This is a genomic window from Chthoniobacterales bacterium (assembly GCA_039930045.1).
Classification (GTDB): Bacteria; Verrucomicrobiota; Verrucomicrobiia; order Chthoniobacterales; family DASVRZ01; genus DASVRZ01.
Window position 1 is genome coordinate 37088 of record JBDSQB010000005.1, and the last position, 12815, is coordinate 49902.

Genomic DNA, 12815 nt, shown 5'->3' on the forward strand with positions numbered 1-12815 from the left:
TGGGTGCGGCTGAAAGGCATTTGAGGACAAATGCCCTCCATGCGTCACCCTCGGGGAGTCGGATGAAACTCCGCTCACTTTTCGACAGGAAAAATTCCAGTCTAGTTACACCCTAATTCCGCGCCATTCTTGCGCAGAGCCAGGTGCCGAGGGTGATGAAGATGAAATTCGGCGACCAGATGAGCCATTGGGGGTAGAGCGCCGGGTTGTTGCGGGAGTTGTCGGCGATCATGATGAAGATGAAATACGTCACCGCCACGGCGAGGCTGAGGGCGAATCCGATGGAGGTCTCGCGCCGGTGGGTGGTGATGCCGAGCGGGATGCCGACGAGGGCGAGGGCGAAGCAGCCGAGGGAGAGCGAGTAGCGTTTGTTCAGCTCGGTGAGGGTGGCACTCTGGCGCTCGACAGTGTTGGGGCCGTCGAGGGCGGTCTTGAGTTCGTCGAGGGTGAGGGTGGTGAGGCCGCGGCGCTTTTGGTTTTGCTCGTAAAGTTGGGCGAGGGAAATGGGCAGCACGCCCTCTTCCATGGTGATGCCCTGGCGGATTTTGTGAATGTTATTGGGGTCGGTCTGGTCGCGTTCCTCGTAGATGGCGTTGTTCAGCCGCATGAGCACGCGCTGCTGGGCGAGGTCGAGTTCGAGGCTGCCCTCGCGGGCGGAAACGACGCGGACGGGCTTGTTGGTGTCGTCGATCTCATAGACCTGGATGTTGTGCAGTTTCGTGCCGTCCTTCTGGCCGACGTAGATTTTGCGTCCGGGAAACTGGTCGATAATCCGGTCGCTGCCGAAGAGGGACAGCGGGTCGCTGGTGGCCACGTCTTTCAGCGTTTCCTTCATCTGCTGCTGGGCGCGCGGGGCGACGGTGGTATTGATCCAGAAACAGAAAAACGAGAGCAGCAACGCCGTGCCGACGACCGGCGCGCAGATGCTGGCGAGGCTCACTCCGCAGGCGCGCATGGCGATGAGTTCGTTCTCCGCCGAGAGCCGTCCATAGACGAGCAGGACGGTCGTCAGGAACGCCCACGGGATGGTGTACATCAGCGAAAACGGCACGATGTAGGCGATGAAACGCGCGACGAAGATGAGCGGAAAGTCGTGATTGACCAATAAATCAAGCACCTTGGTCATGATCGAGCCGAGGATAAAGATGCCGCTGAGGACCGTCACCGCGATCAAAAAAGTCACGAGAACTTGGCGGACAACGTAGCGGTGGAGAAGTTTCATCAGGGCCGGGGCGCAAACGATGATTCGGGCGGGAATCGTTTGCAAGAAGATTGGTCCGCTGTTACATCACCAGCCACATGCGAGACGAGAATTTCCGGTCGAGTCTGAACCCCATCCTGCGGCCTTTCTGCCTGTCGGCGCTCCTCTTTCTCACCTCCTGCGCCGCGCTCCTGCCCAAGCCGGACCCGACGCCCACACCGGGGTTGAAATGGAAGTCGATCGGTGGCCAGGTGCGCTACTCCGACACCCGGCGCACCATCGTCGCCGACGTCACGATCCGGGCCAAAAACGCCCGCGAATACTCCATGGAAGTAAGCAAAGCCGGGGCCATGCTGCTCAAACTCGACCGCGCCGGCACCGAGGGCTGGGCCTCCGGACCGCTCGCCCACTGGCCGTTCCATGGACCGGTGGATAAAGCCCCGAGCCATCTCACCGGCTGGTATCGCGAAACCACCGCCGCGCTGGAAAACCCCGGCGCACCACAGCCAGCGGCCAGCGGTCCCGGCATTCAATTCCGGCTCCAGCCTTAATCGATGTCGTCCCCGAGTCGCGCCATCGCGCATTCCATCGTTCATCGCCGCCGCGCGTGGTTGATCAGTCTGGCCGTTGTCATTGTCTTGGCGCTGACCACGATGGCGCTCAAACTCCGCTTCGACACGGAGATCCTGAACCTGCTCCCGTCCGGCTTTGACACAGTTGAGTCGCTGAAAGTTTACAGCGGACAATTCAGCAAAAATCGTGAGCTGACTTTCGGTCTATTGGACGAAACGGGGAAGGTCGATTTGGAGGCTTTTGCCGAACATTTCTCGACCATGCTCGGGAAAGAACCATGGGTCACCCGTTTCCTCGACCGGTCGCCGATGGAAAAAGCCAACGGCATGGAGGAGGTCCAGGCGCTCGCGTTGCCGCTGCTCTTCAATCTGCCTGGGGACGAGTTTGATTCCGCTCTGGCCCAGCTTCAGCCCGCCGCGATGGCGACCCGGTTTCAGCAACAACGGCAGGCCATCGAGTCCGGTTCGCCTCGCGCCGAGATTCAACTCACACTCGACCCTCTCGGACTCGTGATCCCTGCGATGAAGCCGCTGGCGAGTTCCTTTTCCATGGAAAAAGCCCAGCCGCTGGTCTCGGCGGACGGCACGATGCATCTCGCGATGGTGCTCACGAATCAGCCCGGCGACGGCCCGTTTGAGTGCCGCGAGCTGATGAAAAAGGTGAACGACTTCCATCAGCGTGTCATCCGTTCCTGGGACGGTCCCGCGCCGCAAATCGTGGTGACAGGTCGCACGCCTTACGTGGCGCAGATGTCGAAGGGCATGGAGCGCGATATTATTTCCACCGTGCTGGGCTCCATTCTATTGGTGGCGGCGATTTTCTATTACGGGTTTCGCCGGGTGCGACCGCTGATCGCGATCATTCACGTGCTCTTTTTGTGCTGCATTCTGGCCATCGCCCTAGGCTCGCTTTGCTTTCCCGCCTTGAATGGAATCACGGTCGGCTTCTGCTCGATTTTGATCGGACTCGGGGTCGATTTTGGAATGTTGCTCTACGGTGCCTATCAAAATTCGCGCGAGTTAGGGACGACTCATGAGGAGGCGATCGGAACCGCCATCGAGCGAATCGGCCGCGGTATTTTGTTTGGAGCGGCGACGACCGGGGCCGGCTTCGGCGCGCTGCTGCTGAGCGGCTGCGAGGGTTTTGCGCAACTCGGCTTGCTGATCATGTTCGGCATTTTGCTGGCGGCCGGACTGATGATGACGGTCTTCTTTTTGTTCATCGGCTCGGCCCATCGTCCGGTCCGCAGCGACTTGCTCACAGTCGGGTTGGATCGCTATCTGGGGTCGCTTTTTCGCAGTCCGCAGCCTGTGGGTTGGTATTGCCTCGTCCTGCTCTTGGGACTGACAATTTTCGCTGTTCTGCCCATCGCCACGCTCAAGATTGAGCCGAATCCGCAGTCGCTCGAACCGAAAAACATTCCTGCTGGTTACGCGCTGCGGAAGATCCAGGAAAAGATGTCCCCGACCGGCGACGAACTCGTTTTGGGCATCATTGACGCGCCCGACGCGAAAGAATTTCACCGTCGCTGGACCGCGACCGAAGTCCATTGGCAGAAACTGCTCGCCGGGGGAAAAATCAAGAGCGTGACCACGCCGACGGCCTTTGTTTCGTCGCCCGACAATGTTCGCATCAACACCGCGAAACTGGTCGGACTCGACTTCCAATCGATTCGCAGTTCGCTCACCCAGGCGCTGGAAAAAGAGGGTTTTTCGCCCGAGGCATTCGCCAGAGGATTTCGCACGCTCGACCAGTTGCAGAACATCGCCAAGGTCGGCCCGGCGGCGCTCAGTTACCAGGAAATGCTCCCGCCGAATTCAAGCTGGTGGTTCGTTCTGGACAAGTTTTTCGGCTCCAAAAAGAATCTCGCCTGCGCTTATCTGACGCCGCTGCATAAGATTTCCACTCCAGCGGAAAAGGCGGCGTTTTTGGAGTTGGTCACGCCTCCCGGCGTGCCCGTGCACCTCACCGGCTGGACGTTTACCCTCGCCGATCTCATCACTTGGGCGCAGAGCAAACTCGTCATTCTCACCTCGACGATGCTGATCTTTAACATCCTGCTGCTGATCTTTCTCTTCCATCGGTTTCGCCCGATTTTTCTGCTTATGGTCACAATCACCCTCTCCATCGGCGCGATGGTGGCGACGGTCAAAATGGCCGGATTGCCGCTCAATTTGTTCAACATTCTCGCCTTTCCGCTCGTCCTCGGAGTCGGGGTGGACTATGGCATTTATGTCCTGCTGGCGGCGCGTCAGGCTGGCGATGCACAGACGCTGCTAAAGGGTATTTTGAAGCCGGTGTTGCTCAGTGCGCTTACCTCCATTGCGGGTTTCGGTTCGCTCGGTTTCGCGGAAAATCCCTCGCTGAGCGGACTTGGATTGCTCTGTGCCATCGGCGTCGGCTGGAGCCTGTTTGCCACCCTGTTTTTCCTCGTGCCCGCCTATGTCTGGAAGCGCAACTAGCCGGCCCAACCCGTGGTATAACTCCCTCACGTTTCGGGCGGCGCAACGTCTGGCGTCGTTCTTGCCGCGCTTCGTCACGCTGGGGATTGCGCGCTTCATCGGCCATCTCGCCCACGATCTTTGCGACACGCAACGGGAGATCATGCTGGAAAATTTGCGGCCCGTCACCGGTGCGACTGGACCGGAGTTGGATGCGATTGGGCGGCGGGTTTTTGTTCATTTTATCGAGATGATCGCCGACAACATCGTCTTCATGAACGGCAGCCTGGAGGAGGTCGCCGACATCATGGGCGACTGGTCGGGCCTGGAGCATTTGCAGGCGGCGCAGGCGTGCGGGAAGGGGACGGTGCTCATCACGGGTCATCTCGGCGCGTGGGAATTGGGCGGGATTTTTCTCGCCGCGCGCCACATTCCAGTGACCGTCGTCACGCTGGCCGAGCCGGTGGCCAATGTGGGCGAATGGCGCGAAAAATATCGCCAGAAATTTGGCATCAACACGATCACACTCGGGGATGACCGGTTTGCCTTTCTCTCCATCGTCCAGACGCTGCGCAAAAATGGCATCGTCGCCCTGCTGGTGGATCGTCCGTATGGCGGCCACGCAATGCCGGTGGAAATGTGTGGGAAAACGACCCAGTTTTCTCCCGCTGCATCGCTCCTGTGGCAACACACGGGAGCGACTATTTTGCCCGCGTTTGTCTTTGCCCAGCCGATGGGGAAATACGCCTCGCACGCGTATCCGCCCATCGAAATGAGCACTGCCGCCGATCCAACTCAAACTCATCATGTCAACACCCAACGCATCGCCGATTTCTTCGCCTCGCTTCTCCGGCTTCATCCGGATCAATGGTATAATTTTGTTCCTGTCTGGACTGCTTCTGAGTCTGGCGCAGGCCGAGCCTCTGGATAGCGCGGCCACGAAAACGCTCGTGGAAAAAATCGCCGCGATCCGTCAATCGAGGCCATTCATTCAAGCCAGTTATCGCGAGGAAAAAAGCGGCGGCATTCTCGCCCGGCCGTCCATCAGCACGGGCAAAATGTGGTATGCCGCGCCAGATAAATTTCGCAAGGAAAGCCGCGGCGCGGGCAAGGAAAGCGTGATCGTGAGCAACGGCGAATTGCTGTGGATGTATTACCCGGCGTTTCAGGAAGCGGAGCGGTATGATTTGAAGAAACAGAAATTCATCAGCCAGGGAATCTCGGCGTTTACGACCGGGCTGGATTTCGCCCAGGTGGATAAGGATTTCACGATTCAGGCCGAGGCACTTCCGAGCGGCTACTCTATTCAGCTCGTGCCAAAGCGGGGGGCGATCAGCCGGATGGTGACGCAACTCGAGGTGCGTTTTAACAAGGGATTGGAACTCGAATCGGTCCAGACCGTTTCTCCGCGTGGTGAGAAAATCAAGACCGAGCTGACCGACCTGAGCACCGAGCCCGTTCCCGCGGCGACCTTCGATTTTACCCCGCCCGCTGGAGCGAACGTGAGCACGCCGCTCGGCAAATAACACTGGAACTCGCCTCGGAATCTCGATAAACAACACGGCACGCTTTCGTTTGAAACATGCGTTTTAGCCTCTCCCAACATCGTTGCCTGCTCGCCGCCAGTGTCCTGCTCGGGACGTTGTCGTTTTCCCCGGCAGAGCCTGCCGAGGCGGTGAACAAGCTGGTCGTCCCCGAGGTCGCGGCACTGACCAAGGCCGACATGGATCAGGCGTCGAAAAGCGATGATCTGACGCTGCCGATGCCTGGGGAATTTTTCGCGGCCATCGGGAAGCGAAATCGCCCCAACTGGACGCTGTTTTATCGAACTCCGCTGACGATGACCTATGGGAATCGCGCCCAGATTGCCCTGAATCTCGGCGGTTTGATTGCCGACGGCTACATCGCGGTCGAGGCGCAGGATGGCCGCCAGGTGAAAAATATCGGAAAGGACATTATCGCCCTCGCGAAGCAACTCGGGGTGAGTCAGAACGTGCTTGGACGGGGCAACAGCATCACGGATTTCGCCGAAAACAACGAGTGGAACGCGCTCAAGGAGGAGTTGGAAGCGACTCAAAACGACGTTCGCTCCGCCATGGCCAGCATGGAGGATCAGGATCTCGTTATTCTCGTGAATCTCGGCGGCTGGGTGCGTGGTACGGAAGTCGTGAGCAGCGTCGTGGCGCAAAACTACGATCCGGACGACGCGAAATTGCTGCGCCAGCCTGCGATCATCGATTACCTGAACAAGCAGATGGATCAACTGCCCCAGTCTTTGCAGGAGCAGACGCTGATCCGTGAATTGAAAAAACGCCTCCTCGCCATACACGACATGGCCTCTTACCCCATCGATCACACCCCGACCCAGGTCGAGGTGGTGACGTTGCGCACCGCCGTCTCGGAGATCATGCCAATCATCACCACGCCCACGAAATGAGCCGCTTTTTTTTCCTGATCCTGACGCTGGCCCTGGCCGCATCGCCATTGCGGGCGGATGACGATCAGACGGTGGCCGCCCGAAGCGCCGCCTTCGATCTGGCGGGCGCGTTTTCCGCGAACGACGGTTACAAACTCCGAGATGGCTTTTTCTCGGCCAAGCTCAAGAAGGGCGAGTCGAAAGTCTTCACCGTCAATCTTTACGCTGGCAACAGCTATTGGTTTTGCACCGCCACCGCGCCCGCAGTGAAAAAGATGGAAGTCACGCTCTACGACGAGACCGGCAAAGTCCTCCCGATTCAGCCCTTTGTCGATGGAGCACGCGCCGCCGCCGGCATCACCGCGGCCTACAGCGGCACCTATTATGTGAAAATTTCCGTGGTCGATGGCGGCTCGGAAAGCTCGACGGCCTGCCTGCTTTACGCTTACAAATAGATATGGATAAATCCTACGATACCTTGGAAAAACTTTCCGCGCCGCGGGTGCAGCATTTCTCCGTATTTGCGGAAAACCGGGCGGGTGCCCTACTCGATCTGGTAAAATTACTCAGCCGCGAACACGTCGAAATAGTCGCCCTCAGCGTGCAGGATTCGGCGGATTCCTCGATCGTCCGCATGATCGTGAGCGACCCCGATCTGGTGAAGGAACTTTTTGCACAGCAAGGCATCGCCCACAGCCATACCGAGGTGCTGGTGGTGGAGATGACCGAATGCACCGAGCTGGGAAAATTGCTCGCGACGTTGCTCCAAGCCGAGGTGAATATTCATTACAGCTACCCGGTGATGACGCGGCCCAATGAGCGTTCGGCGCTTGTCATTCATCCGGACGATGACGACTGCGCCATCTCAGTTTTGCGCGGTGCGGGATTCAAAATCCTAACCCAGGGCGACATTTCCCGGTAAATTCCTCCCCCGGAACATGGCTGGTGAATCGAATGGAACTCAAATGCAGCCCGGGCACGGCGGGTGCTATGTAAAGGCGTGGACAGTTTCCAACCTCTAGAGTCCAAGATTTTACCAACCTCACCATAATGTCCAAAGTCATCCTGCCTCGAACCAACATCGTTCGCAGCTTCAACCAGACTCGACCGTCACATCTCCGCGAGCCAGAGGACACGGCTGCCAGGGCTCCGATCCCGATGCCGATGGAGCACTCCGAGCGCGTGCTGCTGCTGGAGGACGAGGCGCAAACCAACTTCATCCTGCGCGAATATCTCGAGTCGCTGGGTTACCAAGTCGTGGCCGTGGCCAACGGGGTCGATGGTCTCAAAGAGGTCATGCGAGCCAATTTCGAGCTCGTGATTTGCGACATGATGATGCCCAAGCTGCCCGGCGACATGTTCTATCTCGCCGTGCAAAAGACGCGGCCCGAGCTTTGCAACCGCTTCGTTTTCATCACCGGCCACCAGTTGAATCCGACCGTCGATGCCTTCATCGAGAAGACGCATTCGGCCATCTTGGTGAAACCCTTCCGCCTACAGCAGCTGGAGGCCACCCTCGAAGGTATCCTGTCGCGTTTCCCTAAAAAAGTCCGGCCCATCACCTTGTCGGCCACGCCCGTCATCGAGCGGCTTTCAGACACCATGGGCGCTCCTACAGCGGACGAAAAAACGCCGTCGATGGTTTCCAAGGCGCTCAAGATGGTCGGGTTCGGGCGCAATGGCGAAGCCGTTTCCTCGGTCGAGGAAAAACTCGCCGAACCTGCGAAACCTGCCGCCAGTTCCACCAAAGTCACCCGCCGCATTCCCCATCTCGCCAATGCCCCGGTGATGCCGTCCAAACCGCAGGCGCCGGCGGCGAGCACGGCCAAAGTTACCCGCCGCATCCCGGCTCCTCCGTCCGAGGGCGTGGAGCCCAAGATCACTCGCAGAGTCAGCCAGGCGGAAAACATCATTCGCGTCAAACACCTCACGCCCGCCGACGCTCCGAAGCCGGTCACTACCCGCAAGATCGCCGCGCCTGTGGCAGCCCCGCAGCCGACTCCGAAGCCCGTCACTACGCGCAAGATCGTCGCGTCCGAGCCGGCTCAGAAGCCGGTCACGACTCGCAAGATCGCTCCTCCAGCTCCTGTGATTGCACCCAAAGTCACTGCGAAGATTGCGCCAGCCAAAGTTGCGCCAGCCAAGGCACCCGCAGCGAAGACCACGATCAAAGTCGCCGCTAAAAAAACCGCGCCCGCTCCGAAGGTGACTTCCAAAGTTTCCCCCAAACCTGCCGCAAAGACGGCCCCGAAGACCACCGCGAAGATATCGCCAAAAGTTACGGCCAAGGTTTCCACCAAAGTCCCCGCCAAAGCCGCGGCCAAGATGACCTCGCTCATCCCCGCGCCCCTCAAACGCTCCGCCTCCGCGAAAAAGTCCCGCTAGTTAGAGGCGACTTCCATTCCAACCTTCGAGGAGTCGATTTTCCCGTCTGCAATTCGCCTGCGCAGCATCGACAAAAGAGACATCCCCATAAATAGTCTGCCCGCATCCATGTCCGACGCGAGCCCTCCACCATCCAGCCTTCGCTCCCGCGTGCGAACCTGGACGGTGCTCCTCATGCGCTTCATCTCCGGCGAGATCGTCGTGCAGGGGATCGGATTCCTCATCGGCATCTTCCTCTTTCACCATTTCTCGAAAGCAGACGCCGCCTTCTACAATCTGGCCAACAGCATGCTCGGCATGATGACCCTCCTCTCCGACAACGGCGTGGGCGCGGGCATCTACGCCATTGGCGGCAAAGTCTGGCGCGACCGCAACCGCTTCGGGGAATTAATCGCCACCGCGTTTCACATCCGGCGACGGCTGAACATCCTCACCATGGCCGCCGTCTCGCCGCTCACCTGGTATCTGCTGCGGCACAATGGCTGCCCGCCGTGGCAAACCTTCGAGATCACCTGCGTCGTCATCATCGGAACGTATTTCCAGATTCTCACCTCGATTCTGGGGGAAATCCCCAAGCTCCACTTGCAGGCGATTCGGCTGCAGAAACTCAACATCGGCATCGCACTCCTGCGCCTCGGCCTCATCGGAGCCGCGCTGCTCACCCGCCTCTCCACCCTCACCGCGCTCCTCGCCAACCTCGGCGGTTCCATCGTCCAGGCGCAATACTTGCGGCGTTGGATGCCGCCGCTGGCCGATCCCGATGCGCCGGTGAATGTGGAGGATAAAAAAGTCCTCATCAGCCTCATCAAACGCCAGCTTCCCAGCTCGATCTACTACTGCATTTACGGCCAGATCACCATCTTCCTCATCTCGCTCACCGGCAATGTTAGCAACCTCGCCGATGTCGCCGCGCTGTCCGCCCTGGCCCGCGTTTTTGCCGTCATCGGCTCCGTCATGAGCACCATCATTTACCCGCGCTTCGCCCACATCCAGGAGCCGTATTTGCTCTGGCGGCGCTACTTGCAAATCATCGGGCTATTCCTCCTCATGGGCGCTGTCATGTGCGGCTTAACCTGGCTTTTCCCGAGGGAACTCCTCTGGATATTAGGAAACAAATACCAGCATCTGCAAAACGAAGTTCTCCTGATGGTCGCCGGTTCCGTGTTAGGAGTCATCGGAGGAAACCTCTGGAGCCTGAACTCCGCCCGAGGCTGGATCGTGGCTCCGTGGCTCTACATTCCGGCCTCCATCCTCACCCAAGCCTTGCTCATCTGGCTGCTGCCCGTTTCCACCGTCGGAGGCGTGCTCTGGATGGGATTACTCGGAAACATCCCCGGCATTGCCATCAATTTCGCCCTGGCCCACCGCCGCGTCGGTGAAATGAAAAATGCCGCCGCGCATCCTCTTCCTAACATCGCGATCTAACTCGTTCCTAACTTCCTGCTAACCTTCCAATGAGAATCATCGTCTGGGGAATCAACTACGCACCTGAAGTCACCGGCATCGCGCCCTGCAACGTCGCGCTCTGCGAGTTTCTCCACGCGCGCGGACACGACGTCGAGATGGTCACCAGTTTCGCCTACTACCCGCAATGGGAAAAACGCCCCGAGGATCGCGGATGCCTCTATCGCGCCGATTGGCTTAATGGAGTGCGCGTCCACCGCTGCTGGCACTACGTCCCGCGCAAAGTCTCCGCCGCCAAACGCATCCTGCACGAGGGCACCTTCGTCGCCACCTCCTTCCTGCGCGCCCTGCTCCTGCGGAAATCCGATGTCGTTGTCGTCGTCTCGCCGCCACTCTTGTTAGGAGCCGCCGCGTGGTTGCTAACCTCGCTGCGCGGCAATCGCTACCACTTCCACGTGCAGGACTTGCAGCCCGACGCCGCCGTCGGCCTGAACATGCTCCGGCCCGGACTCTTCACCCAGTTGCTCTACAAGCTGGAAGCTCTCGCCTACCGGCACGCCAGCAAAGTCAGCGGCATCGGCCAGGGTATGATTGACGCGTTTGTTAGAAAAGGAGTGCCGCCGGAAAAGATCGCCCTGCTTCCCAACGGCTTCGACGTGAGTGGGGCCGCCCGCCTGTCGTCCGTCGATTTCCGCGCCCGATACGGATTCGACTCCGATGCATTTCTAGCCATCTACTCCGGCAACCTCGGCGTCAAGCAAGGCCTAGAAATCCTCCCCGCCGCCGCTGTGCTTCTAACCAATCCTAACATCCAGATCGTCATCTGCGGCGACGGCGCGCGCCGGGCGTTATTGGAAGAAGAAATCGCCCGCTTGCGGCTGACTAACATCCGACTCCTCCCCCTGCTCGACGACGACACCTACCGCGCCATGCTCCAGACCGCCGGTGCCTGCCTCATTACGCAACAAGCGGGCTCCGGCAACGCCTTTCTGCCCAGCAAACTCCTGCCCACGCTCGCCTACCGCCGGGCCGTCATCAGCGTCGCCGACAGCGACAGCGCCCTCGCCACCGCCGTCGCCGAGGGGCAGTTTGGAACGAACATCGCGCCCGGCAACGCCGCCGCCCTCGCGCAAGTCCTCGAAGACTTCGCCGCCAATCCATTGCAACTCGAAACCTACCAGCGCAACGGCCACACCTACGTCACCCGCTTCGATCACGCCAAAGTGTTAGCCGACTTCGAGCGCACCCTGATCGACTAACTCCGCAACGGGGAAGAGAATGAACCGCCAAGACACCAAGGAAGAAAAGAATGCCTTCTGAGGAAAGTGCACCTCGTTCCCAAACTCCAGTTTGGGAACGCACTTGCTCAGGAAACTATGTTTCCGTGAAGGCTCAAGATGCTGACACTAAACCTTCACCCGAACGAAACGGAGTTTCGCGGACACTGGCATTCCCAAACAGGAGTTTGGGAACGAGGGGAAACTAATTACACGAAAGCTACGCATCGGAGCGGGGCGCGGTTCGCTGCATCGCTGGTTAGATGCGGCGCACCGCAAGCACTCGCAACCAGAAACTGAAGGTGAACACTAGCGCGCCGCAAACTGCTGGAAGGGCAAGCCACAAAAGTACGCCTTCCCAAATCTCGGTTCGTTCGTATGGGCGCAACCAGAAGTCGAAACCGAGCAAGATGAAGACTGGAAAAGCGAACACCAGCAGTGATCGTCCCAAGCAGGCGAAATAGTGCAGCCAAGCGCGTGAGACCGGCAGCGCCGAGAGCAGTGACAATACACCGAACAGGATCACCGTGTATCCTAGCCACAACCAGAGCGCGTTGTCAGCGAACCAGCTCTCCGGCAGTCTCGTGATGAAGAACCCGAGAACGATTGCTCCAGCTGCAAAGAGGCTGCTGTGTAGGAAATCCGATTTGCCGAAGCTGGTCATGTTGAGCTGGTTGGAAGCTTAAGCACACGACGAACAAGCATAAAGAAGGCGATGCCAGACAGAATACGACTCACGACTGAGAGAAGGGGTTGCAGCACGATGATAGCGCGATAGAGCTCCCCGGGCTGTAACTTAGTCGCTAAGACGTGCGGAATGAATAGCAAGGCAAGCACCGTGCCAAGAACTGAAAGACCAGCGGCGACCGCGAACATGTAGAAGACGAGTCTGAACGAAGAACGACGGGCCGCAACGAGAGATACAATGCAGATAGCAATACGGAATCCAAGATCGGCGCAAGTCACGGCCCAGTAAAAAATTTGGTCTGAAAGGTTCATGCAGTGAATACGCTAGTCGCCTAACGAGAACAAGATGAGCGACGGCGGACGAGGGCGCGTCTCGCTCGGAGTGTTCGTGTGGAAGTCATCTCAAAAGTGGAGCGCGCAGCGGTCCGCCG

General features: G+C 59.0%; 13 protein-coding genes. 10 read left to right on the forward strand and 3 right to left on the reverse strand.

Annotated features, from left to right (window positions below; all coding sequences use genetic code 11):
* Nucleotides 1-112: 112 nt before the first annotated feature.
* Nucleotides 113-1222, reverse strand: a complete 1110-nt coding sequence (locus ABIT76_04720; GenBank protein MEO7932444.1) for an LptF/LptG family permease — start codon at nucleotides 1220-1222, stop codon at nucleotides 113-115.
* 77 nt (nucleotides 1223-1299) lie between these two features.
* On the opposite strand from ABIT76_04720, the gene ABIT76_04725 reads away from it, so the two are divergent.
* The 10 genes from ABIT76_04725 to ABIT76_04770 all read left to right on the forward strand — a co-directional run bounded on the left by ABIT76_04725 (nucleotide 1300) and on the right by ABIT76_04770 (nucleotide 11679).
* Nucleotides 1300-1752, forward strand: coding sequence for a hypothetical protein (locus tag ABIT76_04725; GenBank protein ID MEO7932445.1), 453 nt, complete (start codon nucleotides 1300-1302; stop codon nucleotides 1750-1752).
* 3 nt (nucleotides 1753-1755) lie between these two features.
* Complete coding sequence (locus ABIT76_04730) at nucleotides 1756-4236, forward strand: MMPL family transporter (protein ID MEO7932446.1); 2481 nt, start codon at nucleotides 1756-1758, stop codon at nucleotides 4234-4236.
* A complete protein-coding gene (locus tag ABIT76_04735; GenBank protein MEO7932447.1) occupies nucleotides 4217-5146 on the forward strand; it encodes a lysophospholipid acyltransferase family protein in 930 nt (309 codons plus the stop codon). Before ABIT76_04730 ends, ABIT76_04735 begins: the two co-directional genes overlap by 20 nt.
* Entirely contained in the window at nucleotides 5094-5741 is a 648-nt protein-coding gene (locus tag ABIT76_04740; GenBank protein ID MEO7932448.1) for an outer membrane lipoprotein carrier protein LolA, read from the forward strand. Before ABIT76_04735 ends, ABIT76_04740 begins: the two co-directional genes overlap by 53 nt.
* A gap of 56 nt (nucleotides 5742-5797) precedes the next feature.
* Complete coding sequence (locus ABIT76_04745) at nucleotides 5798-6652, forward strand: hypothetical protein (protein MEO7932449.1); 855 nt, start codon at nucleotides 5798-5800, stop codon at nucleotides 6650-6652.
* Complete coding sequence (locus ABIT76_04750) at nucleotides 6649-7086, forward strand: hypothetical protein (GenBank protein ID MEO7932450.1); 438 nt, start codon at nucleotides 6649-6651, stop codon at nucleotides 7084-7086. The genes ABIT76_04745 and ABIT76_04750 overlap by 4 nt, the downstream gene beginning before the upstream one ends.
* Nucleotides 7087-7088: 2 nt before the next feature.
* On the forward strand, nucleotides 7089-7553 hold the full coding sequence (locus tag ABIT76_04755; protein MEO7932451.1) for an acetolactate synthase: 465 nt from the start codon (nucleotides 7089-7091) through the stop codon (nucleotides 7551-7553).
* Nucleotides 7554-7681: 128 nt separating this feature from the next.
* Entirely contained in the window at nucleotides 7682-9016 is a 1335-nt protein-coding gene (locus ABIT76_04760) for a response regulator (GenBank protein ID MEO7932452.1), read from the forward strand.
* A 108-nt stretch (nucleotides 9017-9124) separates the two neighbouring features.
* Nucleotides 9125-10441, forward strand: a complete 1317-nt coding sequence (locus ABIT76_04765; GenBank protein ID MEO7932453.1) for a hypothetical protein — start codon at nucleotides 9125-9127, stop codon at nucleotides 10439-10441.
* A gap of 29 nt (nucleotides 10442-10470) precedes the next feature.
* Nucleotides 10471-11679, forward strand: coding sequence for a WcaI family glycosyltransferase (locus tag ABIT76_04770; protein ID MEO7932454.1), 1209 nt, complete (start codon nucleotides 10471-10473; stop codon nucleotides 11677-11679).
* Between the two features lie 277 nt (nucleotides 11680-11956).
* Here the strand turns inward: ABIT76_04770 and ABIT76_04775 are convergent, their stop codons facing one another.
* On the reverse strand, nucleotides 11957-12361 hold the full coding sequence (locus tag ABIT76_04775) for a hypothetical protein (GenBank protein MEO7932455.1): 405 nt from the start codon (nucleotides 12359-12361) through the stop codon (nucleotides 11957-11959).
* Nucleotides 12358-12696 carry a hypothetical protein gene (locus tag ABIT76_04780; protein MEO7932456.1) on the reverse strand — a complete coding sequence of 113 codons (339 nt, stop codon included), beginning with the start codon at nucleotides 12694-12696 and terminating at the stop codon, nucleotides 12358-12360. The genes ABIT76_04775 and ABIT76_04780 overlap by 4 nt, the downstream gene beginning before the upstream one ends.
* Between the last annotated feature and the right edge of the window lie 119 nt (nucleotides 12697-12815).

Bases quoted from the DNA above. Each gene is read 5' to 3' on its own strand.
- ABIT76_04730 (MEO7932446.1), top strand. From the start codon at position 1,756: ATGTCGTCCCCGAGTCGCGCCATCGCGCATTCCATCGTTCATCGCCGC.
- ABIT76_04780 (MEO7932456.1), bottom strand. From the start codon at position 12,696: ATGAACCTTTCAGACCAAATTTTTTACTGGGCCGTGACTTGCGCCGAT.
- ABIT76_04775 (MEO7932455.1), bottom strand. From the start codon at position 12,361: ATGACCAGCTTCGGCAAATCGGATTTCCTACACAGCAGCCTCTTTGCA.
- ABIT76_04725 (MEO7932445.1), top strand. From the start codon at position 1,300: ATGCGAGACGAGAATTTCCGGTCGAGTCTGAACCCCATCCTGCGGCCT.
- ABIT76_04755 (MEO7932451.1), top strand. From the start codon at position 7,089: ATGGATAAATCCTACGATACCTTGGAAAAACTTTCCGCGCCGCGGGTG.
- ABIT76_04745 (MEO7932449.1), top strand. From the start codon at position 5,798: ATGCGTTTTAGCCTCTCCCAACATCGTTGCCTGCTCGCCGCCAGTGTC.
- ABIT76_04760 (MEO7932452.1), top strand. From the start codon at position 7,682: ATGTCCAAAGTCATCCTGCCTCGAACCAACATCGTTCGCAGCTTCAAC.
- ABIT76_04735 (MEO7932447.1), top strand. From the start codon at position 4,217: ATGTCTGGAAGCGCAACTAGCCGGCCCAACCCGTGGTATAACTCCCTC.
- ABIT76_04770 (MEO7932454.1), top strand. From the start codon at position 10,471: ATGAGAATCATCGTCTGGGGAATCAACTACGCACCTGAAGTCACCGGC.
- ABIT76_04720 (MEO7932444.1), bottom strand. From the start codon at position 1,222: ATGAAACTTCTCCACCGCTACGTTGTCCGCCAAGTTCTCGTGACTTTT.
- ABIT76_04750 (MEO7932450.1), top strand. From the start codon at position 6,649: ATGAGCCGCTTTTTTTTCCTGATCCTGACGCTGGCCCTGGCCGCATCG.
- ABIT76_04765 (MEO7932453.1), top strand. From the start codon at position 9,125: ATGTCCGACGCGAGCCCTCCACCATCCAGCCTTCGCTCCCGCGTGCGA.